The organism is Sulfobacillus sp. hq2 (genome assembly GCF_002903155.1).
Lineage (GTDB): Bacteria > Bacillota > Sulfobacillia > Sulfobacillales > Sulfobacillaceae > Sulfobacillus > Sulfobacillus thermotolerans.
Genome location: NZ_NWUL01000030.1, coordinates 224,442 through 250,135 on the forward strand (window position 1 = coordinate 224,442; position 25,694 = coordinate 250,135).

At 53.4% G+C, this 25,694-nt stretch carries 24 protein-coding genes and 1 pseudogene; 5 read left to right on the forward strand and 20 right to left on the reverse strand.

The genetic code is table 11. The features are described from left to right. Positions 1-7 precede the first annotated feature (7 nt). Positions 8-2,101, forward strand: coding sequence for a transglutaminase family protein (locus CO251_RS06760; RefSeq protein WP_103375030.1), 2,094 nt, complete (start codon positions 8-10; stop codon positions 2,099-2,101). Positions 2,102-2,290: 189 nt separating this feature from the next. Here the strand turns inward: CO251_RS06760 and sigH are convergent, their stop codons facing one another. The 4 genes from sigH to CO251_RS06780 form a co-directional block, all read right to left on the reverse strand. Continuing rightward, positions 2,291-2,959: an RNA polymerase sporulation sigma factor SigH gene (sigH, locus tag CO251_RS06765; RefSeq protein ID WP_255398102.1), complete on the reverse strand. Its 669-nt coding sequence runs from the start codon at positions 2,957-2,959 to the stop codon at positions 2,291-2,293. A gap of 216 nt (positions 2,960-3,175) precedes the next feature. Continuing rightward, positions 3,176-4,012, reverse strand: a complete 837-nt coding sequence (rlmB, locus tag CO251_RS06770) for a 23S rRNA (guanosine(2251)-2'-O)-methyltransferase RlmB (protein WP_242968377.1) — start codon at positions 4,010-4,012, stop codon at positions 3,176-3,178. Continuing rightward, a complete protein-coding gene (gene cysS / locus CO251_RS06775) occupies positions 3,963-5,360 on the reverse strand; it encodes a cysteine--tRNA ligase (protein WP_103375033.1) in 1,398 nt (465 codons plus the stop codon). Before cysS ends, rlmB begins: the two co-directional genes overlap by 50 nt. Before the next feature lie 108 nt (positions 5,361-5,468). After that, entirely contained in the window at positions 5,469-6,107 is a 639-nt protein-coding gene (locus CO251_RS06780) for a DUF1002 domain-containing protein (RefSeq protein ID WP_103375034.1), read from the reverse strand. Positions 6,108-6,209: 102 nt separating this feature from the next. On the opposite strand from CO251_RS06780, the gene CO251_RS06785 reads away from it, so the two are divergent. Then, positions 6,210-7,388, forward strand: a complete 1,179-nt coding sequence (locus CO251_RS06785; RefSeq protein WP_103375035.1) for a hypothetical protein — start codon at positions 6,210-6,212, stop codon at positions 7,386-7,388. Between the two features lie 22 nt (positions 7,389-7,410). Here the strand turns inward: CO251_RS06785 and CO251_RS06790 are convergent, their stop codons facing one another. The 3 genes from CO251_RS06790 to CO251_RS06800 are packed head-to-tail and all read right to left on the reverse strand — an operon-like array spanning position 7,411 to position 11,200. Next, a complete protein-coding gene (locus CO251_RS06790; protein WP_158246218.1) occupies positions 7,411-8,583 on the reverse strand; it encodes a GerAB/ArcD/ProY family transporter in 1,173 nt (390 codons plus the stop codon). Beyond that, positions 8,550-9,578: a hypothetical protein gene (locus tag CO251_RS06795; protein WP_103375037.1), complete on the reverse strand. Its 1,029-nt coding sequence runs from the start codon at positions 9,576-9,578 to the stop codon at positions 8,550-8,552. The genes CO251_RS06790 and CO251_RS06795 overlap by 34 nt, the downstream gene beginning before the upstream one ends. A 32-nt stretch (positions 9,579-9,610) precedes the next feature. Further along, positions 9,611-11,200, reverse strand: a complete 1,590-nt coding sequence (locus CO251_RS06800) for a spore germination protein (RefSeq protein WP_242968380.1) — start codon at positions 11,198-11,200, stop codon at positions 9,611-9,613. A 161-nt stretch (positions 11,201-11,361) separates the two neighbouring features. On the opposite strand from CO251_RS06800, the gene CO251_RS06805 reads away from it, so the two are divergent. Further along, positions 11,362-12,057, forward strand: coding sequence for an N-acetylmuramoyl-L-alanine amidase (locus tag CO251_RS06805; RefSeq protein ID WP_103375038.1), 696 nt, complete (start codon positions 11,362-11,364; stop codon positions 12,055-12,057). Here the strand turns inward: CO251_RS06805 and ispF are convergent. The 12 genes and pseudogenes from ispF to CO251_RS06860 all read right to left on the reverse strand — a co-directional run bounded on the left by ispF (position 12,031) and on the right by CO251_RS06860 (position 22,303). Next, on the reverse strand, positions 12,031-12,513 hold the full coding sequence (ispF, locus tag CO251_RS06810) for a 2-C-methyl-D-erythritol 2,4-cyclodiphosphate synthase (protein WP_103375039.1): 483 nt from the start codon (positions 12,511-12,513) through the stop codon (positions 12,031-12,033). The genes CO251_RS06805 and ispF overlap by 27 nt on opposite strands. After that, the gene (gene ispD / locus CO251_RS06815; protein WP_103375040.1) at positions 12,506-13,198 is read right to left on the reverse strand and encodes a 2-C-methyl-D-erythritol 4-phosphate cytidylyltransferase; all 693 of its coding nucleotides are present in this window, start codon (positions 13,196-13,198) and stop codon (positions 12,506-12,508) included. The genes ispF and ispD overlap by 8 nt, the downstream gene beginning before the upstream one ends. Before the next feature lie 77 nt (positions 13,199-13,275). Beyond that, on the reverse strand, positions 13,276-14,376 hold the full coding sequence (locus CO251_RS06820; RefSeq protein ID WP_103375041.1) for a PIN/TRAM domain-containing protein: 1,101 nt from the start codon (positions 14,374-14,376) through the stop codon (positions 13,276-13,278). 202 nt (positions 14,377-14,578) lie between these two features. Beyond that, on the reverse strand, positions 14,579-15,592 hold the full coding sequence (gene disA, locus CO251_RS06825) for a DNA integrity scanning diadenylate cyclase DisA (RefSeq protein WP_103375042.1): 1,014 nt from the start codon (positions 15,590-15,592) through the stop codon (positions 14,579-14,581). Positions 15,593-15,596: 4 nt separating this feature from the next. Continuing rightward, positions 15,597-16,289 carry a DNA repair protein RadA gene (locus tag CO251_RS06830; protein ID WP_103375043.1) on the reverse strand — a complete coding sequence of 231 codons (693 nt, stop codon included), beginning with the start codon at positions 16,287-16,289 and terminating at the stop codon, positions 15,597-15,599. Between the two features lie 18 nt (positions 16,290-16,307). Beyond that, complete coding sequence (locus CO251_RS06835) at positions 16,308-16,946, reverse strand: hypothetical protein (RefSeq protein WP_146039007.1); 639 nt, start codon at positions 16,944-16,946, stop codon at positions 16,308-16,310. Positions 16,947-17,045: 99 nt separating this feature from the next. Further along, the gene (locus CO251_RS06840; RefSeq protein WP_242968385.1) at positions 17,046-17,618 is read right to left on the reverse strand and encodes an AAA family ATPase; all 573 of its coding nucleotides are present in this window, start codon (positions 17,616-17,618) and stop codon (positions 17,046-17,048) included. Between the two features lie 3 nt (positions 17,619-17,621). Next, positions 17,622-17,720 (reverse strand): annotated as a pseudogene (locus CO251_RS18040) (hypothetical protein); the annotation flags it as partial. Continuing rightward, a complete protein-coding gene (locus CO251_RS06845; protein WP_103375046.1) occupies positions 17,717-20,182 on the reverse strand; it encodes an ATP-dependent Clp protease ATP-binding subunit in 2,466 nt (821 codons plus the stop codon). The pseudogene CO251_RS18040 and the gene CO251_RS06845, both read right to left, overlap by 4 nt. Before the next feature lie 45 nt (positions 20,183-20,227). Next, positions 20,228-21,274: a protein arginine kinase gene (locus CO251_RS06850; RefSeq protein ID WP_103375047.1), complete on the reverse strand. Its 1,047-nt coding sequence runs from the start codon at positions 21,272-21,274 to the stop codon at positions 20,228-20,230. Further along, positions 21,261-21,836, reverse strand: a complete 576-nt coding sequence (locus tag CO251_RS06855) for a UvrB/UvrC motif-containing protein (protein WP_103375048.1) — start codon at positions 21,834-21,836, stop codon at positions 21,261-21,263. Before CO251_RS06855 ends, CO251_RS06850 begins: the two co-directional genes overlap by 14 nt. A gap of 2 nt (positions 21,837-21,838) precedes the next feature. Beyond that, on the reverse strand, positions 21,839-22,303 hold the full coding sequence (locus CO251_RS06860; protein WP_103375049.1) for a CtsR family transcriptional regulator: 465 nt from the start codon (positions 22,301-22,303) through the stop codon (positions 21,839-21,841). A gap of 234 nt (positions 22,304-22,537) precedes the next feature. On the opposite strand from CO251_RS06860, the gene CO251_RS06865 reads away from it, so the two are divergent. After that, entirely contained in the window at positions 22,538-23,872 is a 1,335-nt protein-coding gene (locus CO251_RS06865; protein WP_103375050.1) for an NRAMP family divalent metal transporter, read from the forward strand. A gap of 56 nt (positions 23,873-23,928) precedes the next feature. Beyond that, complete coding sequence (locus CO251_RS06870; RefSeq protein ID WP_103375051.1) at positions 23,929-24,138, forward strand: hypothetical protein; 210 nt, start codon at positions 23,929-23,931, stop codon at positions 24,136-24,138. A gap of 47 nt (positions 24,139-24,185) precedes the next feature. Here the strand turns inward: CO251_RS06870 and CO251_RS06875 are convergent, their stop codons facing one another. Further along, on the reverse strand, positions 24,186-25,481 hold the full coding sequence (locus CO251_RS06875; RefSeq protein WP_103375052.1) for an MBL fold metallo-hydrolase: 1,296 nt from the start codon (positions 25,479-25,481) through the stop codon (positions 24,186-24,188). Between the last annotated feature and the right edge of the window lie 213 nt (positions 25,482-25,694).

Below are 25,694 nucleotides of genomic sequence, written 5' to 3' on the forward strand. Positions count from 1 at the left end.
GAGTTGGGTGAACACACGACAGCTGCTATGGCGCGGACTTTGGATGAGTGCACTCTTTTGGCCTTATACCCACAGTGGAGGCTTTCATGATGCCGCGGTGCTCGCACTTACCCCGTTTTGGCTCGCCTTGGGCGATTTGTGGTCCCGTTGGCTTCTCAAAAGCCTGACTTGGGCCATTGCCTTAACCGCGGAACTCGTCCTCGAATGGTCGTCATGGCCTGGATTTCGTCACATCATCGGAACATTCACCCGGTCCGTGCGTGTGCTCCATGCTTTATCGTTTGCCCATTGGGATCAGATTTCAGCCCATATCGCCACGCCCTTGCTGTTACTTGGTGCCTTATTGGGATGGTTCGTATACCGGCAAACCCGGACGCCAGCTCGAATTGGCATCCTTTTCATCCTGGGCATCATCGCCATGGTTGTGAACCACGTGTTCTGGCGCTTGCCCGCATCATTTCCTCTCTTCATCTATGCCGCGGTAGGCTTGATGCTGCTCTCAAGCGGCACACTCCAAGCGCTTCGTCCCCTGCGCACGTCTTACGCCGGCCGTGCAATCGCAATCATCGCCATTATTTTCTCGTTAGGTTTGGGGTGGAGTCTGCCGCCACGCCCTGGCCACCCCACATCCAGTTGGCTTGGCGCCAACTTCCACTACTTGCGGCTGTTGTCCGCTACGGGTGCCACGACGGGTTTTTCCAGCGGAATTAATCACATTGGGCATTCGGTCATCCCTGATTATCAGCCCGTCATGCTGGTGCATTCTCCGTATCCCTATTACTGGCAGGCCGAAATCTATAACACATTTACCGGCAAAGAATGGACTGATGCCTCCCAAAACGCCATTGAGATCACTCCTGAGGATTCTGGTATTCCTCTATTTAACTTGCCTTTTACCAGCTCCTTAGTGCATACAACCACCACCAATGTGACCTTTCAAGGCTTGAACGGCTATAAATTCCACACACTCTTTTACCCCGGGGTACCCTTAACGTTCCAATCCCCCGCCTCTCTTTTGCTCTATCCTGGCAAAGAACAGTTCACGGCATCGAATATTGCCACCTATCATGTAACCAGTGTTATTCCCCAATTTACGACCCAAGAGCTAGGCAGTGTTTTCTTCGGAGAATATTCCCAAGCAGCCCTGAAAGAGGATTTGCAGGTGCCCCGCAATCTCTCACCCAATGTCGCCAAATTAGCCCACCAAGTGACCCGCGACGCTCTAGGACCTTGGCAAGCAGTCTCTGAACTGAAAGCCTACCTCGATAGCCATTACCGCTATTCCTTTGTCGTCACACCAAGCCGCACTAATGTTGTCAATCATTTCTTGTTTCACGACAAAGAGGGCTATTGTGATCAATTTTCCAGCGCTTTTATAATGATGGCCCGCACACTCGGAATCCCCGCACGCTGGGTCGTTGGCTATGCTCCCGGCACCTACAATACCAAAAAACATGGGTACGTCGTACGCGCTATCGATGCGCATTCATGGGCTCAGGTGTACATCGCACCCTACGGATGGGTGGCCATTGATCCTACCCCGGGGTTTTATATGCCGGGTATTGTTAAAAGCCCCCCTACCACACCCCAGGCACAGCCAACGGCGCAAAATCCCGTGGTTTCGCTCCCCAAAGTTCACTACACGCAAATACCGGCAGCCAGCAGCCACCATCTGACAAACGCCGGTCAAACATCTTCCCGTCCCCACCCCTTGTCCCCGAAACACCCGCGTCAATGGCTATGGCCCCTTCTTCTCGGAGGCCTCGGCATTTTAGCATGGGTCGGAGCTTGGGCGGGACAACGGAGGCGGCATCGTTTTGAACCCGCGTCTCTTAGCGCCGCTCGCCTTTGGCACCGCGTAAGACGATGGAGTCGTTGGCGATTGAGGCTTTCATCCCGTACCCTTACGCCGCGAGAATGGGCTCGCTACTGGGATTCGCACCCGAATGCAACAGAAGCCCACGAATTGGCCCAGCTTCTCGAACACGGGCTGTTTAGCGCCACCGGCTGGGATCCACGGGAGCGTGAAAAAGCTTGGGCCTTATGGCGCCAACTGCGCTTTGTCCGCCATTTTAAAAAAGCGACGTCGCAAGTATCCTAATGCCACAATAAGCATACACCGGAAATTAAAAGGAAAGCTGACGTCCGTAAGAGGGAGCGTAGGAAAAAGAAGGACCTTTCGTATTGCCATTAAGCCGCTATAGGAAACGAAGGATTTAAAGAGCAAGAAAACAATGTTGCCTTACGGCAACATTATCCCGTCAAGATAATAGGAAGACCAACTCAATTGTTATAGACGGCGTAGAGAGGGTAAAAACATGGCATCGCGTCCATCGAGATAGCGTTCCAGTTTGCGCTTGACACGCTGCAGGGCATTGTCAATCGACTTCACATGACGCCGCAACTCAATAGCAATCTCATGATAAGACCGACCGTCGAGATACGCCATGAGCACTTTCCATTCTAAGTCGCTAAGAATTTCTCCCATTTTTTCTTCGATATCACCAAATTCTTCCCGGTGAATTACCATTTCTTCAGGGTCCGACACTTTTGCCGTCGAAACCACATCATATAACGTGCGGTCCGAATCCTCTTCAAATAATGGCTTATTCAAGGAAACGTAGGAATTTAACGGCACATGCTTTTGTCTCGTAGCGGTCTTAATGGCCGTGATGATTTGCCGAGTAATACATAACTCCGCAAACGCTCGAAACGAGGATAATTTATCGCTTCGAAAATCACGAATAGCCTTGTAAAGGCCGATCATTCCTTCTTGCACAATATCTTCCCGATCCGCACCAATTAAAAAGTAGGACCGCGCTTTAGCCCGAACAAAATTCCGGTACTTCTGGATAATATAGTCCAGGGCATCACTACTACCATCCCGAGCTTCAGCTACGATATCTTCATCGGTCATGTCTTCATAATTGTGGGTCGTATCACAAGAGGGCACCAACACGTTATCATCGCCTCCACCGCTCGTTCTGTTATTATCAGAAAATTCGATACACGTGGTGCCTATTCGCTTTACATAAATGTCTGCGCTCATTATAATCAGGCAGGAAATTCGCCGTCAAGCGTTCTGGCGGCGAATCATGCAATAATTTGCTTTTTTGTTGCGTCTGCTAAATTAGTCTATCCGTCATCAGCCCCGACCTAGCGTCAAGCGTCGTAACTATTTTCTATCCGTTGTCTCGCGCTCCGCACTACGTTGGCGCACTACTTCAAACGCCAAGACCGCGCACGCCGTGGCTGCATTTAACGACGCGACCTGGCCTTGCATAGGCAATTTCACCATCTGATCACAGCGCTTCTTCACCAACGGCCGCAGCCCTGGGCCTTCGGCTCCAATAACCAGTGCCACAGGCCCTCGAAACTGGGCTTGCGTGTACACGATTGGGGCTTCCGGATCAGCGGCATACACAAAAAGACCCCAAGTTTTTAATGTTTCCACGGCTTGTGCCAAATTAGGGACTTCCGCCACCGGCACGTATTCGGTCGCCCCTGCCGCCGCTTTACTCACGGCAGCACTAAGCGGTGCGCTACCATGCTGAGGAACTATCACGGCACACGCCCCCGCCGCATTAGCAACGCGAATAATCGCCCCGAGATTTTGCGGGTCTTGAATTTGATCTAAGAGAATCACCAAAGCATTTTGACCTTGAGCAGCCACAATCTCTTTCACATCATCCAATGTTTTTAAGGGAACTGCACTGACCGCCGCAACAACCCCTTGATGATTAAGAGGCCCCGCCAACGCATCCAATTTAGCCCGTGGCACCATCTGGATTGTAATGCCGCGTTCACGCCCCAGACCAATAATCTCGCGCATACTACCTTCATGTTCGCGGTCAAGAACCCATAGGCGTTGGATCCCCCGCCCAGCACGCAAAGCCTCCAACACCGGCCGACGTCCGACTAAAATATTATCCTCGCCCTCTTGATGGAGTTCCGCCTGTCTCTCACGCGGACGGCTGAGATAAGATCCGCGGTCCCTCTGGTGTGTCTTCAATGGTATATCCCGCCTTTGCCAGTAAATTGCGGATAGCATCGGCCTCCTGAAAATCTCGTCGCGCTCGTGCCTGCTCGCGAATGCTCAGCAGCCGTTCAGCCATCGTCGATAACGATAGGACTTGGGACGTTTCCGGCAAGAGACCCAAGATCTGGTCCGCCGCCTGCAAGTTCCTACGCGCCCATGCGAGTGCCAATGCCCCATGGCCTTGGGCCATGCCATATCGCACATCATGCGCCATTTCAAAAACTTCCGCAAAGGCTTTGGCCGTATTAAAGTCATCGTCTAAGCACTCGGCCAGCCGCTGTTCAAAACTTTCCAAACGCCGTGCCCACGGTTCATCCACCCATTCACTAGGGGCTGGCTGATTTTTTGCTTCGTCCCATAGGCGCCATATCCGTTGCAAGCCTCGCCCCCACTCCTCAGCAGAGGCTAGCTGAAAGTCTAAGGGCGATCGGTAGTGAACGCTCAAGAGGTAGGTACGTAAAACGACAGGGTCAATCTGCTCCAAAATCTCCCGAAGCCCCAGCCCATTGCCGAGGGATTTCGACATCTTGACGTTATCTTGGGTGATCAGTCCATTGTGGACCCAATAGCTAGCGGGTTCACATCCGAAATACCCCATGGATTGGGCCCTTTCATTTTCATGATGCGGGAACACTAAGTCAAGGCCGCCCCCATGCAGGTCGAATTGCCGTCCTAAATATTGCGCAGCCATGGTTGAGCACTCGATATGCCATCCAGGTCGTCCATAGCCCCATGGGCTAACCCACCCGGGTTCCGTATCGTCAGCACTTTTCCATAGCGCAAAATCCTGGGGCGCACGCTTACCTTCGTGCACTTCCATTCGCACCCCCGCATACAAATCCTCAATTTTGCGGCCGGATAATTGACCATAAGTGCCATCATCTGTCACCGTAAAATACACATCATGCCCGGAGACATATGCCATCTGTTTGTTAATCAGCTCGGTGATAAACGCGATAATTTGTGGGATATTTTCGGTCACACGCGGCGCGTAATCGGGCGGAATCACCCGCAGACGTTGCATAACATCCGTATATTGCGCCATATATCGTTCGGCTAACACTTTAGGATCCTCATGTTCTGCTAATGCTTGGCGCACAATTTTGTCATCAATATCTGTGAAATTCTGGACATGCCGTACGAAATACCCACGCCGCGTCAAGTGCCGTTTGATCACGTCCCACATCACGGCCGGACGGGCATGGCCCACATGCGCCTCCGCATAGGGTGTCACACCGCATACATAAATCGAAACTTCGGGCGGCTTCAAAGGGATGAACGGCCGCTTCTGCCGCGTTAACGTATCGTAGATATAGATCATCGGACCCCGCCTTTCTGACCCGGCCCCGATGCATGGGAGCCCCTGACTGTTCCCTGCATTTTAGGAAAAGTTGGACCCGACGTCAATCCAAGGTCACGGGAGGCGTGCCTACGCCTGTTGGTCTCGTAGGGTCTGCCAAATAGCGTCGGCCAATTGCTGACGTTGAACTGCGGTTGCCGAAACCTGACATTGCCGTGCTAGGCGCTCAACCTCAGCCGCTCTTTGGGGAGCGGACAAATTCGGGGTGCGCTTTGCGAGTTGTGTCAGGACGGTAACCAGACGCACCACGCCCGCCGCATCATGCCCATGGTGCGTCAACTGGCTCATCACCGCAAGCTCCTCTTGAGCGTCATGTTGTACATGGGGATTCACCGGCTCATGGGCTAAACGTGCCGCCGCCCACAGGGCTGGCAACACATGGATACCAGGAATCCCGTAAGGAGCAGCAATCACAACAGAACCTTTATTCATGCCTGCTGTTTCCAGTACGGCTCGGTACATCGGCGCCCGCACCTGGGTAATATGGTAGACGTGAACCGATAGTCCGCCGTCTCTCTCACTCGTTTCTAGGGAGGCACACCCCATAAACCGCCCCTCTCCGGGATGTAAAAACACCGTGGTAATCACAGGTGGGCCGTGACTTGTGGCGAGGTAGGCAACCATCTGCTGACGTTGGCCCGGCGTGAGTCCGGAACCTAACGCAATGACTTGCAGCCCTATGGCTATACCGTGAGCCCAAGTGTTCATCGCTTCACCATCCCTTGCGGAACTCTGGCCGCCAAATCGTGTTATAGCTTGCCCTCCCTTTATGCAGGCGATACACTAAGACTAGGAAAGTGAGGGAACGATGTGCCTATTCGCCGTTTTTTAGGAGTCTTGGCCATAGCTGCAACGGCTCTTACCGGTTGCGGTTCTTCTTCCCCGATGCCCGCCCAAGGCCCCATTCAAAACGCACCCAAACACACCAAAACCCTCATAACGGCCAATGTTTCGTGGCAATCGGTCTCCATCGGCCCTGAAGTGCTTCTCAATGAAGGCACGGCGATTTCGTCCGTATTATGGGGACCCGACGAACGAATTTATTACGGGACCAGTAACCCGCTAGGGGATAGCACCACGATTGGATGGTACAACTTCGCCACCCACCGCAATGTCTGGACCACTGTCCCTCCAACGACCGCTTTTCCCTCGGGATCGGGCCTCAATCCTCACACTCTAAGCCTTGCACAGTCGGCCTATTGGGGCGCGGTTGATCTCGTTGTGAGCGGCAGTGACACCGTTTGGTACCGGCACTGGGGCTATGTCGGCGGATGGACCCGCACCGGAGCATTTGTCCCGGGCGATTACGGTATTCCCGGTCCAACCGTTCATGCGCAGAATGAAACCGCCTCCGTGTATACATCATTTCAAGGCAGCCAGCTCGTGCGTATTATGAATACCACCACACGACACATGCAGTCGTTTACGCTTCCCAGTCCCGAGGATCCGGTGGCCATTGCATTTGCTAGACGCCCCGGTTATTTGTGGTTGTTAACCGCTGACGCCTTATGGTCTCTTGATATCGCCCAAAATTTATGGACACCTGTTGTCAGCGCCGCGCCCGGCGATTTTTTTGTCGCGATGGGTCATCAAACGGGGCCAAGTCCCCTATGGCTGCTCGATGCGAATGGCAATATTGGTGAAGTTCTCCACCACACGACGTTGCAGTGGATTGCACACCTGCACCTAAGTCCTCTAGCCGCACAATCGGCGACTCAGCATGGGCTATGGATCGCCGGCCTGCGTCATCTAAGTCTTTGGATTCCAGGCCAGCCTCTGCAACAATGGCCATGGCCATCCTTATCCTATCCCGCCAGCGCTGCATCCTTCTCCCACCATGCAGTCGGCGTAACCGCTAATTGGCCTCCAATCCCCCACATTGTTGCAGGCCCCGAGGGACAATTAGTCATTGGCTACGGCACCGATATCGGTCAAGCACGTCTAATCGCCAAGCGCATTACCATCTCGGCCACACCGAAAACGCCCTAATCCGCCCCGGCTACGGCACCCTCTAGCGGGGAAGACTTCTCGCTTGGGAGCTTTGGCGCCGTCCTTTCCTCCATGTGATAAGCACCAAGGTACTCACCCATAACGAGGTCCCCACAAAGTTGATGGGAGCTAAAATTACCAAGAGCAAATGCTCTAAAATGGCCGGATTAAAGCTCACTTCCAAGACCATGGCCCCCACCATGACAATCGCGACGGCCACCGCAACTTTGCTTTGACTGGGCTTCCCATGGTGCAAATGATCCAATAGCAAGCCTTGATGCCAGATATGCCAACCGATAAACCCCATAAAACTGACCGTCCAAATGATTGCCACTCCAAAACCAATCTCACTAATAAAGAAATTCGAGAGGTCAATGTTTTCAAACACAAACACAATGGGCCATGTGGAATGAGCCACTCCTTGCGGTCCAAGCGTCGAAACCGCGAGCACATAAAGGACGACAAGCAACGCTATTTGTAGTCCCGTACCCCACAACGTCACCCCTACCGCCCGAGCCCTCACGGCTTTACGCATCATGCCGATCGCCGTCGCCGTCGGCATGATGGGAATCCAGAAGAAGGTGCCAGAGACGCTCGCCATAGCCACCGGTTTTAAAGCAATAGGGAAGTGAGGGCGTAACGCATTGGGAAATTGCATGTTGTGAAATCCTAGCACGGCGGTTATCAACGTTAAAACTGTAAGGCCTGGAATCGTAATCGTAAACATTCGCACCACCGAAATGGGTGGTCTGGTACTTAACCAAAACACATAAATCACCAATACTACCCCTAAACTCCATGCTCGGTGTCCTGGAATGACTACCGTCGTTAACACGGAAATATACAAAGCACTAATTAATGCCAGATACGCCGCCGTCATAAGCCCCGTAGCTATCGCAATGCTGGCCGCAAGCACGTTGCCGACCGTTGACTCGAGTTTTTGATATGCGTTTTGACCAGGCGCTTTAAGCGCCCAATACGCCACTCCCCCAAAGACCAAGACAGCCCATAGGCCCGATAGCAGCAACGCAATAGTCCCATTTTGCCCCGCCATTTGGCATAAACTCCGAGGCCAAACATAAATGCCTCCACTCGCATAGGCGGCAAGGATGACCATGAGAAATTCAAATAAACCCATGCGCTCCATGGATTGGGAAAAGGTTACACGGTTCGCGCGGTAGATGTGATGTGGCACTGGACACTCACCTCCAAGGGTGGCATTGATGAATGAGGAGCTGAGAGCCATACCAATTGGTTCCTGACCCCAAAGGGGTCGGCCTGTTCTTGACCCGCCCACCGGTAAAGTGCCAACACATTATGCAAAATCTCTCGTTCCGCTGCCAAATTGAGGGCCCGATTGGCCGCATTTCTCTGGACGGACTGCCAATGACCTGCCACAGAAATTTTCCAGTAAGCCACCGCACGCCTTCCACGAATGTCGACTCGGCGCCGCGTCGAGATGCGCACGTCCTCGGCATAAGCGGAGCGTTTGTTATCCAGAACTTGCAACGCGCCATTCTTATAAAGCCCCATAACCATGGCCCAATGAACCGTTTGTGCAGGAGAGCACACAATCACCCGCGATGGTGTCAGCCATGCGCACCGATTCACCTCAATCGTCTTATGCATCACCGTGGTGACGGGAATGACGGCCGTCTGGCTTGGCACCAGCATGTCATCCCAAACTTGCCACAACCGGGTGGCAAGGTGTAGCGCATGGCAAATATCACAACTAAAATAACTGCTGAGAAATAATGTGGGCACCACCTCTTCTGGTGACGATGTGCGCAAGGTTTTGACCGCGGAAGGCTCGGCCAAAGTCAACCAGACACGAGGCGGCAAATTACCCGTGGTAATCAACACCTGAACGAGACGTCTCATCGCTGCTGACGAAAATGTGTCATTGAGTGCCACGACCTGCGTATCGCCTAAATACACATGACGGTCGGTCGTCGCACTGACTTTCTCAACCGCTTGGGCCAGTGTGTTCGCTTGAGTGCTCAAGAGATAGAATTCTTGATTGGGTTGTATGCTCGATTCGCTGCTGGGCGTAATCGACGGATTGGGAAACATAAATGTCCATTGATATTGGCCGTGGATACCCGGATCTATTCCCAGCGCGAGCACCACACCGGTTTGATTAATGCCTGTCACACCTCCACATCCAGACACTCCGAGCAACACCGCCATTATTACAACCGCCCATTTCCAGCGCTTGCTGCTCATCGCGCCCGCAACTGACGCCTTTTAAGGCGCGGCTGTCCTCCAGGACCAGGCAACGGCCTGCGCCATGCCTGCCTAATCGGCCGTGCAGCGCGAAGGCGCTGGCGCCACAAAATCAACGGCAGCCGTACGACACTGTCTTTTAAATCGCGCCAATAAGCAGGAACCCACGGAGCCAGATATGGTACGCCAAAAGACACCATACTCCCAAGCTCAATAATCAGGGCTAACGAAACCCATAAAATGCCAAAGAGCCCCCAAAATTGGGCCGCAGCAATCAGGGCAAAGTTGACGAGGCGCCATGATCCCACCAATTCATAAGCAGGCACGGAATAAAAACTTAAGGCCGTTACCGTCATAATGACGATAATCTGACTACTCACAAATCCCGCCTTCACAATCGCTGTGCCCACCACGATGGCCCCCATCGTCCCTAGTACCGTCGACAGCGCCTTCGGAAGACGCAGTGCGGCCTCACGGATAATTTCAATCACAAAAATCATAATAATGGCCTCAAGAATGGGAGGAAACGGTAAACCAATATGGCTGCCGATGATGGTGGTCAACAATTGATAGGGCACCAGATTCTGATTCGTCGTGGTAAACACAATGTAGAGTCCCGGAAAATACAGCGTAATGAAAAAACCGGCCATGCGAATAAACCGTGCAAACGAGGCATCATACCACGGCGAGTTGTAATCCATTCCCGTTTGATAGAAGTCCCAAAGAGTGGCAGGTAACAAAATAACAAAAGGGTCCCCATCGACAAGCACCGCGACTTTGCCTTGTTCGAGAGCCCATACTACAAAGTCTACGTGCTCGGTATAGCGCACCGTGGGAAAGATGCTATAGGGATGATCGCGAATCATACTCCCGATTTGCGTGGCATTGGGGACCGCATCCAAACGGATGCGGTGCAACCGGTAAAGCACCGTTTCCCAAAGGCCTGGGTTTACCACGCCATGCAGCCCCGCCACCACAATAGGATGATGGTCCAATGTGCCTAATTGCATCTGCTGAAACACAAGACGTTTGTCTCTAAGCCGACGGCGAATCTGGTTCATTTGGGTCAGCCCAATCTCGTTGAACGCTTCTTGGGGCCCGCGGATGGCCAATTCCGTCTGAGGCCGTTCGATCGCTCGTTGACGATACTGAACCGTATCGACCAACCACGCATACGTGGACCCTTCGGGCACTAAAACCGTGTTCCCCGCCAACAGTTTGGGCCAAATTTTATTCCAGTGGGTTTCTTGACTGATGTGCCCCACATGCAAAGTGCTCTGGTCCCAGTGGTCGGGAGGTGCGGTGGTCTTAAGCAAGGGAGCAATGATATCTTGGTCGACCATCTCGGTATCGACCAGCCCATCGATGTACACCATCAAAACCCGTTGTTGGGATCCGCATTCCACAACGCGCACAATCGCATCAGGGCTCTTATTTAACTCGGATTTCAGATATTGCTCAATGGCCGGCAAATCGCCAGAAATGGTATCGGGGGTTAATTCCTTCCATGCGGCAAGCTCAGCCAGCAACCGTCCGGACGATTCGCTGATTTGTTGCACATCGCGGATTTTTGACGGATCTAACACCGTACGCCCTCCTCACAACACCTGAGTTAATGAGAGAGTGCCCGCCACGCGGCCAATTTATGCCGGTTTTGGTGATATTGGAGGAGAAGAGGAAGTTCCACGTTATGCTCGTCTAAGCTTGCCCGAGGACGCATAGAATTCTTCAACAGGAGGGATACGCTATGATCCGTCGGGTTGCGGCCATGAGCCCAGTACTCGCCCTCGTTGCCCTGTTCTGTGCCAGCTTGGTGCTGTGGAAACTGCCCCATGAATCCCTAGCCGTGCATGGCCCGCTTCCCGTCGTGGTTATCGATCCGGGGCACGGCGGCCCCGATCCCGGCGCCATCGCGGGCCCCACAGGACCTTACGAAAAAAACATTAATCTGGCCATTGCCCTGACGCTTTCCACGTTTCTGCAATCTAACCGTATCCAGACGTACTTGACGCGCACCACCGACCAAGCGGTGAGTCCCGCTCCTTACCATAGCACACGCGACCTGCACTGGCGCGCGGCTTTAAGCCGCCATTGGCACGCGGCTATTTTTGTCTCGATTCATACGAACGCCGAGCCCACGGCCAAAGCCCTAGGGCCCATTGTCTATTATCGGGCCGGCTCCCGCAGTTCCTACGCTTTAGCTCAACAGGTTGCGTCATCACTTGCGCCGCTTGCCGGACGCCTCGTTCCTCCCCGTCCCATCCGCCAGCTAGTATTACAAGAAACGGGCGTTCCGGCCATTAACGTAGAAGTAGGCTTTATTACCCACCCGCTTGACCAATCGCGGCTGGTGAACTCGGCCTACCAAATCCAATTGGCCCGCGCCATCAACCAAGGCATCACGCGTTATCTAGCGCTAGATCCCCAAGAGCACCACGCATAAGGCCATAATGCCTTCTTCCCGTCCTAGGGCACCTAAATGGTCGGTCGTGGTGGCTTTTACGGACATGCGGTCTAGATCACACTCACAGACTCTGCTGAGATTTTCGCGCATGGCCAGAATATAAGGCGCCATCTTAGGTTTTTGGGCCACAATCGTCATATCCGCTGAGACAAGTTGATATCCATGGTGTTTCATCATCACGACCACTTGTTGCAAGAGCGTCAATGATGAGGCGCCTTGCACCCTCGGATCGTCGCTTTTAAAGTAGGTGCCTAAGTCTCCTAAGGCCAAGGCGCCTAAAATTGCATCCATAAGTGCATGAGTTAATACGTCGCCATCCGTGTCGCCCTCAAGACCCCGGTCATAAGGAATACCCACCCCGCCCACAATCAACGGGCGTCCTTCGACCAAAGGGTGAACGTCAATGCCCTGGCCAATACGGGTGGAATTACCCATGGCTTAGCCTCCATTCAAACCACAAGATGTCCTCAGGCGTCGTCAACTTCCGGTTATTGGGATCGCCGTCCACCATCACCACGCGGTGCCCCATCGCCTCCACGACTTCCGCATCGTCCGTCGGGATCCCATGCGTCCAACGCCGATGCGCCTCCCATATGACATGCTGATGAAATCCCTGCGGGGTCTGCGCTAAACGCAAGGATGTGCGCGCGATGGTTTGGGCGACGTCCCACCCGTCTTGTGTTTCGTCTACCCGTTTGACGGTATCGGTGACGGCCACTCCCGGCAACGCCGCTCCCCATTCGGCCGCGGCTTGTCGCACACGGTCAATGACGGCCTCTGGCACTAAAATACGCGCTGCATCATGAATCAGCACAACGTCGAGTGGATCCATCTGAGGACGTAGAGCTTCGAGCCCCTTTTGCACCGATAAATAACGGTCACGTCCGCCCGTAACCGTCTTCCAGTGTGTCAACTGCAAAATGTCTAACCACCGCAACACATCCGCCTCTTGTTCGGGGCGGACCACCACCACTCCGCCATCAAAACGGCCGTGCACCGCAAAATGTTCCAAGCTCCATGCGAAGGCTGGTCGCCCTTGCAACATGATCCAGAGCTTGGCCCCATAAGGGCCCATGCGTAGGCTTTGACCTGCTGCCAATAACAACCCAAAACTTCTCACCCATCATCCTCCGTTGTCATTGTGTCGAGATCACAAGAACCCGGCCTCCGCCGGGTTCTGATATCACCGTATTGCGCTTAGGCTTCACTCAATTCTACACTATTTAAGGCCGCTTTCAGTTTAGCAAAAATCATACGGCCCGCCGCTGTTTGCAACACGGACGTCACCACGACGGCAACAGTCTGTCCAATAAATTTGCGACCGCCATCCACTACAATCATGGTTCCATCATCCAAATAGCCAATGCCTTGCCCAGACTCTTTCCCATCTTTAATCACATGGACAACCATCTCTTCCCCGGGCAATACAACCGGCTTCACGGCATTCGCCAACTCGTTAATGTTCAGCACCGGTACGCCTTGCAAGGCAGCCACTTTGTTCAAATTGAAATCGTTTGTAATGACTTTGCCGTCTAAGATCTTAGCCAGCTTCAGTAATTTCGAGTCCACTTCCAAATTGGGATCCACATCACGCTCGTAAATTTGCACTTGGGTTTTGAGCTCTTTTTGGATATGGTTCAAGATGTCCAAGCCCCGGCGTCCACGATTGCGTTTGAGCACATCGGCTGAGTCGGCAATGTGGCGAAGCTCTTCGAGAACAAACCCCGGAATCACCAAAGGGCCTTCCAAAAATCCCGTCTGGCAAATGTCTGCGATACGACCGTCGATAATCACCGACGTGTCGAGAATCTTCGGCTTGACACTATCGGCGGCAGCTCGGTGTTTAACCCGAGGCAACCAGCTCTGCGGCCGCATAAGTTCGTCTTTTTTTCGAATCGACACGCGCAAACCCACATAGCCAAGACCAACGGTAATAGCGATTCGCACGAGAATGCCCAACAAGCCAAATCCCGTCAATTCCGAGGTGAGAAGGAAGGCAATCAACAGCCCAACAATTAAGCCCACGGCACCAGACAACAAGTCTTGTGTCGGCGTTTTCTGCAGCCGACTTTCCCCCCACTCCATGGCCTTTGATGCTCCGCCCCACAGCCACGGTCCCAACACATAGGCTAAAATCCCACCGCCTACCAATCCTATAGCGAGAAAAATGACACCGCGATCCGGCCCGAACCCCTTCAGATATGGCAGAGCCTTGAGCATGTGAAGATTTTGAAATACGCCGCCAATCCCGAGAACGGCCCCAAGAAGCATAATAATTTGGCGCATGGTCTTTCCCATATCTGCCACCTCCTCCTGTCCTGTTCAGATGACCCAGCAAATTCTTGCCATCCCAATTTCTAGTGTCTCCCGGAGGTGTGGAATAAATACCTTAATTTACAAGTCCAATAAACAGAATTTAAAACCCCCGTGCTCTCTATGATAGCACCGAACACATGAGAAAAAGCAAAGAATTTGGCAAAAACACACCCGACCCCCACAGCTAGGCGTCGGTTTTGCCAAGGCCGCTATGCAAAGCCGTCCAGAGCTGATACCCCGTATCGTGGTCTATGCCCCCAACCAGGGATAATTCCTCAGCCGTCGCTTCAGCTAATGCCTGCCGGCTTGCAAAGTGGCTACCGAGTCGGTCAATGACAGGCCCTGGCAGAAGTTGTAGGTGGTATAGCCACCTATATCCGCGTGGAGATAGGGGCTGGCCCAGACTATCAAATCCCAGAGCGATTCCCCACGCCGTGGTGTTCCAAGATTCCGCTTCTTCCCAGGGAGGAGGTGGCGCATTAGCCTCTCGCTGATAATCTCTCCACAGCCATAACCACTCCCAGTAAATATCAGGATATTCCTCCAGTTGCAAATCAATCAAATGGCCATCGCGGCCCAATTCAACTACGTAGCGTTTGATTTCTCGCCGAATTTTTAAAGCAATATAGCCTCTGCGCATCACTTCGGCAACTTCGCCCAGCGTGGCCAAGCCTTCTTGTTCAGCCTCCCCCAGGCGACGTGTAGCACTACGAAACAAGCGGTCATAACGTCCTAAGGACGCCAAGGCATTCGTAGCCTTGGTTAAAATGTAGCTGAGGTCATGCAACATATAGCGCATCTGGCCGCGGTACAAGGTCACCACTTGTCGCCTTTGCGAAACAGCGATAACCGTGGCATCTCGGGTTTGGGCAATCCGCTCTGCCGTCCGGTGGCGCATCCCCGTCTCATGAGACGGGGCATATTTTTTGGGAATCATTTCGACATTCGCCCGCCTAATGCGCTCGAGGTGACGATCTAACAAAATAGCGCCGTCCATTTTAGCAAGTTCATACACTAACTGGTGCTGAAAGGGCACATCCAGGGGGAACCCGCCATCGCAGTCCTCATCGATGGCGGGTTCCCCTCCAATGATAATCAAGGCCCCCGTACGGGCGCGCAAAATATTGTCCAACGCATCCCGCAAAGGTGTCCCCGGCGCCACGCCAGCCAATATTTCTAAAAGTGGATCCTCATTCACGTTCTCAGTCCTCCGGACTTTCTAATCCGAGCCGCGCAATCACGTCGCCTATGCGCGTCGCGGCAAATGTTAATATCCCGGGCTGAACCGATGACACCGTGCCGGGCACCACTAAACGGGTAAACCCAAGCCCCCCCGCTTCTTTGACACGTTCTTCTAAGCGGGGAACGCGTCGAATTTCACCTGTTAACCCGACTTCCCCACAGACCGCCCACTCAGGCCCGATCGCTTGGCCGGTCAACGAGGATACTGCGGCCGCTAAAATGCCTAAATCCATCGCGGGATCATCAATGGATACGCCGCCGGTGACTTTGAAATACGCATCCATTTCGGAAATCCTCAAGCGTAAATGCCGTTCAATGACCGCCAAGACTAATGCCACGCGGTGTGGATCCATGCCTGAGACCACGCGCCTAGGGGTCCCAAAGCTCCGCACCAACAACGCCTGCACCTCCACCATTAAGGGACGTGTGCCTTCAAACGCTGCGACAACGACTGATCCCGGCCGATCGACAGGTCGCTCTTCTAAAAGCATACGGGACGGGTCCTCAACCCCAACCAATCCCTCCCCTTCCATCGCAAAAAGTCCTAACTCACTGGTCGAACCAAAACGATTTTTAACGCCCCGCAGAACGCGGAAGATATTTTGTCGGTCCCCCTCAAACATGAGCACGACGTCGACTAAATGCTCTACCACCCGGGGCCCTGCTAGCGCTTATTGGACACTGTCTTCATCCTTCGTTCGGGGCCATAGGAATTTGTCGGTGTTCGCATCATACTCCAGCCACGGCAGATGGTCCGTCGGATCTAACGCAACCTGCCTCCATGACCCACGGTGACGCCATAATTGAGCCAGCGGAAGCCATAAGGCGGCGGGCGCTTGTCCAATCCGGCGAGGTTCGTGTCGAAGTCCCGCCAAGACGTCTTGCACGTCCCCATGGGAGTGCCAGGCAACAGAATCTGCATGGCCTTCCACATACCGGCGTAGGGTTTGCCATTGACGTTTTCCCAAACGCGCCATGAACGCCGCAGGCAGGGTCCATGTCCCGTTGTACTGCCAGCGATTATCCCAAGAGAGCCAGATTGGTCGCCGAAACCACTCACGTTGGCTATTGAGCGTCTCGTCCACGAGAACACACCACGCATTCACGTCATCTGGGTCATCTGCGATAAAGAAGATCACGGGATTCAATTGCATGGGCAATACACCTATGCCATGACTCGCGATGCTTTGTCCAAGCTGCCAAGCCTCTAAGGAACGGGTGTGTGCCTGTCCATTGAATTGCCGACGCAAAACCTTATTACCTTGAGCCCATAACGCTAGGAGCTGGGCATATTGTCTCTGAGGATCCAAAGTTGTCTCCGTTTCCTGCACGTTGACCGCTGCGGCGGGCTCTCGCGCGCCACTCCCAGTGTTTCATGCATATAGCCCAGTGCCTCAGCCTAAGTTACCCTAAGCTGCGGGCCGCATTGACCCTTCTTTGTTCACATGCCCAACCAAAAAGATTGGACACATCGTTTTAGCCACTTTCATCAAACGAGCGGCAATGCCGCGAACCTGACCCACACTCCCCGGTGCACTCTCGATCTCCGCGTCATAGACGGTCTGCAACGAATCGACTACCACGAGTTGCCATGATCGGGAGGTGATAACCGATTCAATGATGCGAATGTTACCTTCCGCCATAACATAAAGTTGGTCAGGCAAAGCACCAAGTCGCTGTGCACGAATTCGGGTTTGGGCGGCAGACTCTTCAGCGGTAATATAGAGCACCGGTCCTTGCCTGCTAACAAACGCCGCGATCTGCAGCAATAGCGTCGACTTGCCTATCCCAGGATCGCCTCCCAACAGAAAATATCCGTTAGGCACCATTCCCCCACCCAAAACCCTGTCAACCTCGGCAATCCCGGTCGATATCCGCACAGTACTTTCCGCTTCAATCGTGGTAATCGGCACCGGCGTGGCTCCCGAACCGGAAGCGGAAGGAGCCGGAGTCGGCTCCTTCCGGACGATTTCCTGCTCCATGGTATTATACCCACCACACCCCGGACAGCGGCCCATCCAGCGAACACTGGTGGTGGCACAAACCTGGCACACATACCGCGTCTGTTCTCGGATTGTCCTCACCCCCGCTGGTCATTAAGCACAGTGTCACTGGTCGTCATTTCGGTAAACGTTAGTTTCCCATCTTCCGCATCCACCAAAATATGCGCCCCTTCCGGGAACTTCGCCGCCAGAATCGCCTCTGCCAAGGGGTCTTCCACCAGCCGCTGAATTGCACGGCGCAAGGGACGAGCACCAAACACGGGATCATAGCCATCTTTAGCAATAACGAGCTTCGCCGCATCAGTAATCGCCAACGTATAGCCGTTTTGTTGCAGGCGGTCTTCAACCTCTTTCAGCATAATCCCCACAATTTGTGCCAGTTGATCGCCAGACAGCTCATGGAACACAATAATCTCATCCACACGATTGATAAACTCGGGACGAAATGTGTGCTTCACTTCATCCATCAGCCGATCTTTCATCTCGCGGTAATGCCCTTCATCCGACTCCCGACGAAACCCAATGGTGTTTTGACGTTTAATCAGGTCAGCTCCCACATTTGAGGTCATAATGATGACGGTATTGCGAAAGTCCACCGTGCGCCCTTTAGCTTCTGTCAGCCGTCCTTCTTCCAACACTTGCAGAAGAATATTAAAAACCTCAGGATGCGCCTTTTCAATTTCATCAAGCAAAACCACAGAATACGGATGGCGTCTCACCGCTTCTGTCAATTGACCGCCTTCTTCATATCCCACATATCCGGGCGGAGCGCCCATGAGTCGTGACACGGCATGGCGTTCCATATACTCGGACATATCAATCGTCACCATGGCCTCTTCATCGCCAAACAGTGACGCCGCCAAGGCCTTGGCCAGCTCAGATTTCCCAACTCCTGTGGGCCCCAAGAAGAGAAATGATCCAATCGGCCGGCGCGGATTTTTCAACCCGGCCCGGGCCCGGCGTATGGCACGGCTTACGGCTTCAACGGCCTCTTGCTGCCCCACCACCCGGGCATGTAGTTCATCCTCCAGCTTCAAGAGACGTTCCGATTCCTCGCCTTTAAGTTTTTCGACGGGAATTCCTGTCCACGACGAGACAATGTGCGCAATATCTTCGGGCGTGACATTGATGGCTTCCTTCCCTTGGCGGGCGTGCCATTCCTGAGTCTCACGTTCTAGCTCCTCACGCAGCTTCTGCTCTTCGTCCCGCATTTGCGCCGCTTTCTCAAATTCTTGCGCTTGGACGGCCGCTTCTTTTTCCTTGCGAATGTCTTCCAATTTTTCGGCCAAGTCCTTTAAGTCAGGCGGGGCGACATAGCTCTTCAAACGCACCCGCGACGCGGCTTCATCAATCAAGTCGATCGCTTTGTCGGGAAGAAACCGGTCCGAAACATAACGGTCAGAGAGGCGCACCGCCGCCTCCAGGGCTTCGTCAATAATGTTGACCCGGTGGTGGGCCTCGTAGCGATCACGCAAGCCCTTTAAAATCTGAAGCGTTTCTTCTGCGGAAGGCTCCTCCACCATAATCGGCTGAAACCGTCGTTCCAAGGCCGGATCCCGCTCAACATATTTGCGATATTCGTCCAAGGTAGTCGCTCCAATGGCTTGCAACTCACCCCGCGCCAAGGCTGGTTTTAAAATGTTGGCCGCATCAATAGCTCCTTCCGCAGCGCCAGCGCCCACAATCGTGTGCATCTCGTCAATGAATAAAATGACATTTTTCGCTTCACGAATTTCGTTCATGGCGCGTTTTAGACGATCTTCAAACTCTCCCCGGTATTTAGAGCCGGCCAGCATGGCCCCTAAGTCCAACGCCACCACACGGCGGTCCTTGAGAATTTCTGGCACCTTGTTTTCCACAATGCGCTCTGCTAGGCCTTCAACCACAGCCGTCTTGCCTACACCCGGCTCTCCAATTAATACCGGATTATTCTTCGTGCGCCGACTCAAAATTTGAATGACGCGCTCAGCCTCCGTGTCTCGGCCAATGACCGGATCCAACTTGTTCTCTCGTGCCATCTGAGTTAAGTCCCGTCCATAGAGGTCCAAGGTCGGCGTATTCACCGATGGCGCCTGCTCCGACGCATTGCTAGCCGCTTGTTGTCCTCCCGCCGCATTGTGCAAGAGCTGGTGACGGACTTTGTTTAAATCGGCGCCCGCTGCCAACAATACTTGTGCCGCGACACCCTCACCTTCACGAATCAATCCGAGGAGCAAGTGTTCAGGCCCAATGTAATTTTGGTTGAGAGCTCTTGCTTCCTGTCCAGCCAATTCCAAAACGACTTTTTTCGCCCGGGGTGTAAATGTGACCTCCTCATTGGGGCCAATAGCAGGTCCTCGCCCGGTTGCCTTCAACACTTCGGCTCTTACTGTTTCCAGGTCCAACCCGATTGACTGGAGTACTTTCGCGGGCAATGAGTTCGTTTCGCGAATCAATCCCAACAGCAGATGCTCCGTGCCTACAAAATTATGTCCCATACGGCGCGCTTCATCTTGGGCATGAATCACCACACGCCGCGCCTTTTCGGTAAATTGTCCGAACATCGCTATTCCCCTTCCCTTCTAAAGCATCCCCTGACACCTATTCCTTTAGGCTGACTGGGCCTCATCTTGCAGCCGTTTGCGTAACAGGGTTGCCCGCATTTGATCCCGTTCGCTTGCACTTAATTCCCGGCCGCTCTGCGATTGCAAAAATCCCGGACGCGTGACGAGTGTGAGTTGCGCGAACGTACTTTTCGTTGCCGGTAATAACTTCAAATCTTGGCCCAGTTTCACTTCCGAAAGCAGACGTAATGCCTCTTCTGACGTCATAATGCGGGCGTGACTCATAAGACCCCATGCCCTCTCCACACGATCGGCAAGCATCAACTCCGCGTTATGTTGTAGATATTCCCTGGCATGGCGCTCGCGCCCGACAATTTGCTGGGTCACCGTTGCGAGATTATGAATGAATTCTTCCTCACTCAGCCCGAGGGACACTTGGTTGGAAATCTGAAAAATATTGCCGACCGCATCCGAGCCCTCACCATATAGTCCCCTAACAACCATCCCAATTTGAGCTAAGGTGGTAAAGACTTGAGACGCCTGGCGTGTCAAAACTAAGGCGGGCAGATGCACCATAACAGAAGCCCTCATGGCCGTCCCAATATTGGTTGGACAAGCCGTTAAATATCCCAGACGGGCGTCAAACGCATAGTCTAGCGTAGCTTCCAGCGTATCGTCCAACCGGTCAGCCACTGACCATGCCTCTGAGAGCTGCAAGCCGGACAACAGCACTTGCAAGCGAAGATGGTCTTCCTCATTCACCATAATACTAATGCTTTCTCGCTCGTCGATGGCAACGGCTCGAAACGCAATGGGATCTTCCATCATGGCCGGGCTCATGAGGTGCTTTTCCATCAAGACCTGGCGGTTGACCGGTGATAAGTCTGCAAGTTTTTGAAAATGTAGCGCCCATCCCCCTTGCACGCCTAAAATAGCTTGTTCCACCCGGGCCAACATTGTCTGCGCACCATCAGCGGTCATATGATTGGGGAAGCGCGTATCCTTCAGATTCCGCGCCAACCGAATGCGACTGGATAAGACAATGTCCGCATCGGGTCCTTGGGCCTGCATCCACGCACTAAACGGTTCCATGGTCTTGGCTCCCTTGTGACTCGACATGCTGTTCTTCAAGCGTGCGAATTTGATCACGAAACCGTGCTGCATCCTCAAATGCTTCTTGCGCAATGGCTTCTCGCATTTTCGCGCGTAAATCCTCAAGCGTGCGTTGATGCAAAATATCTTGCCCACTTCGGCGCGGCACTTTGCCGTGATGCTCCACACTTCCATGCAACCGTTTGACCAACGGCTCTAACTCGTTCCCAAAAGCTTGATAGCAGCGGTCACATCCTAGCCGTCCGGTCTCCGCAAATTGTTGATAGGAATAGCCACACGTGGGACATTGTTTGTCGGGAATAGGTGCAGCCCGCTGTCCCGAGGGATTTAGGCCAATTAATCCCCCTAATACATGTTGAATCGTAAATTGGGGTGCTAGCATAAAATGATAGGCCCCTTCTTGTCGCGCGCACTCTTCGCACAAATACCGGTCAAACTTTTCGCCATTAACCACCGTCGTCATATGCACAGAGGCTGGCCGTGTTTCACAGCGCTGACACAGCTGCGCGCGATCACCACGCGCTTCATGAGTATTTTCCATCGTTAAGTCGCCCCTTTAGGCCGCAAGAGAGTTGTCAGCATTGCCTGCAATAACCTAGCCCGTAAGCGATCACGTTCTGGCAATCCTACTCCCAAGACGTCGCGACGCACCACCGCAAGCAACATAGCGCGTTCCCGTTCGGTAATATGCCCGCTTTCGTAAAGCCTTTCCACCACACTCACCGCACGATTTTGATCAATGCTTTCTAAGCCTTGGACTGCAAGCATCACATCTTCAAAACCTTCAATGAGCTGCAACACCTTGATGCCGCCCCCGCCTCCACGGCGTCCTTCCACCAAATATCCACGCTCTGGTGTAAAACGCGTCATCAGCACGTAGGTAATCTGGGACGGAACGCAGTCGAAACGTTCGGCGATATCGGCACGCTGAATCTCAATCACACCCGCTTCAGATTGCGATAGCAAGCGTCTTAAGTATTCTTCTATTTCATCGCTAAGACTCGCCATGACGCTCCCCTCTTTGCTGACTTTGACTTTTGTTGTTTTTCATTTGTAGTATACCACTTCTGTCAAGCCATGGAGGATGCACCCACATAATACCATACCCCAAATTTTTGCCAACACTGCACAGATCAAGAAAATCAGGAATCACTTTCACCTCTGCTTTTGTCCCACCATAGTGTGTTATTGCCTGAGGCTAACAAAGAAAACTACTACTAAGAAACTTGAGGTGATGCACGCATGACCCCCCAGACTCCCCCAAAGACCCCATTAACGCAAGAGCACTTGCACCGTGCTGCCGACCGGCGCCAGGTAGAGACCGCCCGCCTGACTCGCCGCCCTGCCAAGCTTCTGTGGCTCTTGATTGGTCCCGGTCTTTTGGTGATGCTCGGTGAAAATGATGCCCCTAGCATGCTATCTTATGCAGCCACAGGCTCTCAATTCGGCATAGGCTTCTTTCTCCCCTTCGTTGTTCTCACGTTTGTGATGGCGTTGGTCGCCCAGGAAATCACGGTCCGCTTGGGCGCGGCGTCCCAAACGGGGCACGCCGATTTGATTTATCGACGTTTTGGCCGATTTTGGGGAAATTTTGCCATGATTGACCTGTTATTTACCAATTTTTTGACCTTGGTCACAGAATTTGTTGGTGTGGTCGCTGGGGCTGGCTATTTTGGGATTCCCGCATGGGCTGCCGTAGGCGGCGGCGTCGTTATCGTCAGCATTGCGGTTGTCGTGCGTCGCTATTGGGCATGGGAACGTCTTGTTTTGGCTTTGGCCCTGTGCAATCTCGTCTTTGTTCCAGTCGCTATCATGACCCATCCTCACTGGGGTTCTGTGGTTCACGCTCTTTGGTCTTGGCAACCCCTAGCCGGTGGGTTTAATGTCAATATGCTGATTTTATTGCTTTCCGACATCGGTGCCACCATCACCCCCTGGATGCTCTTCTTTCAACAAGGCGCCGTCAGCGACAAAGGCCTCACCGTACGGGACATACGCCACGGCCGCATCGATACCACCTTAGGAGCTGCCCTTGCGGCTATTGCGGCGCTGGGCTGCATCATAGCCACAGCGCCCCTCTATGTACATCACATGAATGCAAGCCAGTTTGGCACTGCACAATTTGCCCAAGCGCTTGTCCCCTATGTTGGCCGCATTGGAGGAGCATTATTTGCCCTCGGCGTGTTGGAAGCAGGACTGGTAGCCGCTACGGTAATTTCCACATCTTCCGCCTATGCCTTTGGCGAAGTGACTCGCACGGCTCACAGCCTTAACCGGTCCTTTCGCGAGGCCAAAGGGTTTTATCTCATCCTCATTGGCATCGCAGCCGTCGCCGGCGCTTTAGTTTTGTTGCCTGGCTTCCCCTTGGAAATGGTCGTTATCATGGTCAATGTCATTGCTGTGCTAACGATGCCGCCGGCCATTGGTTTTCTTCTCATTCTCGCCAATGACCGCGAAATCATGGGCCCCCACCGGAGCACATGGTGGCTCAATGCCATGGGACTCACCGTTGGCATCTTTGTCACGACAGCTGGCATCATTTATGCCATCTCCGTTATCTTTCCCCGTCTGTTTTGAACACTCTGGACTATCCAACGCCCGCCTGCCAATACCAAATTAAGGAGGTCTTATCGATGAATTCCCTTACGCTTGACACCCAACAAGTGCCTGACCTATCGCTCGAAGAATTGCTCGCGGATCACGAATCCGCGCGTGAGAAAGTGGAGAAACTGGGCCGCCTGCCGTTGTCCCCCACTCTGAAGGTTATCATTTGGGGACTTCGGGTTTATGTCCTCTTCATGGTGGTCGTCGTCGTCATCAATGCCTTCGAGATCACGCATTAAGTATCTCTCAATAACAGCCCGGCAGCCACCTACCGCTGCCGGGCTGTTTACACGTCATAGCGTCGACCATATTCGGGCACGATCCGAATCGTCGGGGGGCTAGGCTCCAACAACTCCGGAGCATGAGTGTGAATCGGATAGACCACCTGGGGCTTGATCCATTCCACAATCTGATGGATGGCTTTAGGACTGCCATGTCCACGTGAACCAATCGTCCGTAAAGGGACATGGTACTGGGCCAACCAACGCTGTAACGAGCGGCCGGCAGGAGACGAAAGGCGGGGCTCCCCGTCGGCATGAATAAAGACACTGTCTGGCCCTAATGACAAATCCATCATCCAAGGAATATCTTTGGGCCACATTTGAAGAATGTACCGATTGGGTGACGCCTTGATGTTTTCCAATTGGCCAGCCGAATAAGTCACCATGTGGGCATCGATGCCATAGGCCTTAAGAAACACCGCAAATTCCTTGGACCATAAGATGGTGCGATCATAAGACCGTGCAATGCGGTCAAATGCTTCAATTCTCTCGATATTTCGGGGTCTAAGAGTCATTAACGCCAATCCGCGCGTGTTGTGCAAAATCTGGCCAAAGACGTGGTCGACGTGTGCCTCTGTCACAGGGTCTTCTGTTTCGGCTGATTTCGCTCCCAGTGTGGTCCCTTCAATGGCCAAGACCTCGGCGCCACGGGCTTGGTGACAGAATTCTTTAACCCACTCGGTATGACGACCATGCAAGCGAATATCCCCTGTAAAGGCCACCCGCCTTCCACGGCTTTCTACGATGTATCCTGAAGCCCCTGGGACATCATGATCAACGGGGTAACGCGTCACCGTGAAAGGGCCAAAAGACAGTGGCCGTCCCGCTTCCATGGGAAGCATGTAAGGCCGTTCGCCTTCCAACATCACTTTTTCCGCAAAGATTAATTCAAATGTCGGATCCGCTTGCGCGGCGCGCCCAACGGCATTTAACGCGTCGCGAATCGCAATCGTTTCCTTGGCCGCATAAATCGGAACGACGGGATCCACCCAGCCTATCAGGCCAATGTGATCGACGTGAGCATGCGTAATAAAGAGAACCGTGCGCCCATCACTGCCGCCGGCCAGTCCCGTTCCCTGAACCGCCTCCTCACGAAATAAATGCGGAATCCACGGCGCATCGCCCGCCCTCAAACGGTCAGCTAATTCACGGCCTGGTCTGGGATCGACAGGGTGATGATACAAATCAGAGCGTGGACGATCCCAGCCTAAATCACAAAGAACCCGCCACCCGTCTTCTTCGACCATCACTTTACTCGACCCTGTTGTTCCCACACCACCCCAAAAGCTCACTTTGGCCATGTTGCCTTCCCCTTCCCTGTCGATAGCATTGTAACATAGGGATGAGCAAAGCCTCCGTCTACAGCCAACGGAGTCGGCCCAAAGAAAAATCCCTCTTTTTCAAAGAAAAGAGGGATTTAGTAAAAAAAATTGTCGGCACGACTGGGCCTCCCAGATCCCTGCGGATCCAGTACCACCAGCGAGGCAGTGGGGGACGACCGTGTGCGGCATGGG

Excerpts from the sequence above, each read along its gene's own strand:
- cysS (WP_103375033.1), bottom strand. The coding sequence starts at position 5,360 with ATGATCTATATCTACGATACGTTAACGCGGCAGAAGCGGCCGTTCATC.
- CO251_RS06780 (WP_103375034.1), bottom strand. The coding sequence starts at position 6,107 with ATGAACACTTGGGCTCACGGTATAGCCATAGGGCTGCAAGTCATTGCG.
- CO251_RS06795 (WP_103375037.1), bottom strand. The coding sequence starts at position 9,578 with ATGGCGGTGTTGCTCGGAGTGTCTGGATGTGGAGGTGTGACAGGCATT.
- CO251_RS06805 (WP_103375038.1), top strand. The coding sequence starts at position 11,362 with ATGATCCGTCGGGTTGCGGCCATGAGCCCAGTACTCGCCCTCGTTGCC.
- ispF (WP_103375039.1), bottom strand. The coding sequence starts at position 12,513 with ATGGGTAATTCCACCCGTATTGGCCAGGGCATTGACGTTCACCCTTTG.
- CO251_RS06820 (WP_103375041.1), bottom strand. The coding sequence starts at position 14,376 with ATGGGAAAGACCATGCGCCAAATTATTATGCTTCTTGGGGCCGTTCTC.
- CO251_RS06840 (WP_242968385.1), bottom strand. The coding sequence starts at position 17,618 with ATGGAGCAGGAAATCGTCCGGAAGGAGCCGACTCCGGCTCCTTCCGCT.
- CO251_RS06845 (WP_103375046.1), bottom strand. The coding sequence starts at position 20,182 with ATGTTCGGACAATTTACCGAAAAGGCGCGGCGTGTGGTGATTCATGCC.
- CO251_RS06850 (WP_103375047.1), bottom strand. The coding sequence starts at position 21,274 with ATGGAACCGTTTAGTGCGTGGATGCAGGCCCAAGGACCCGATGCGGAC.
- CO251_RS06855 (WP_103375048.1), bottom strand. The coding sequence starts at position 21,836 with ATGGAAAATACTCATGAAGCGCGTGGTGATCGCGCGCAGCTGTGTCAG.
- CO251_RS06860 (WP_103375049.1), bottom strand. The coding sequence starts at position 22,303 with ATGGCGAGTCTTAGCGATGAAATAGAAGAATACTTAAGACGCTTGCTA.
- CO251_RS06865 (WP_103375050.1), top strand. The coding sequence starts at position 22,538 with ATGACCCCCCAGACTCCCCCAAAGACCCCATTAACGCAAGAGCACTTG.
- CO251_RS06870 (WP_103375051.1), top strand. The coding sequence starts at position 23,929 with ATGAATTCCCTTACGCTTGACACCCAACAAGTGCCTGACCTATCGCTC.
- CO251_RS06875 (WP_103375052.1), bottom strand. The coding sequence starts at position 25,481 with ATGGCCAAAGTGAGCTTTTGGGGTGGTGTGGGAACAACAGGGTCGAGT.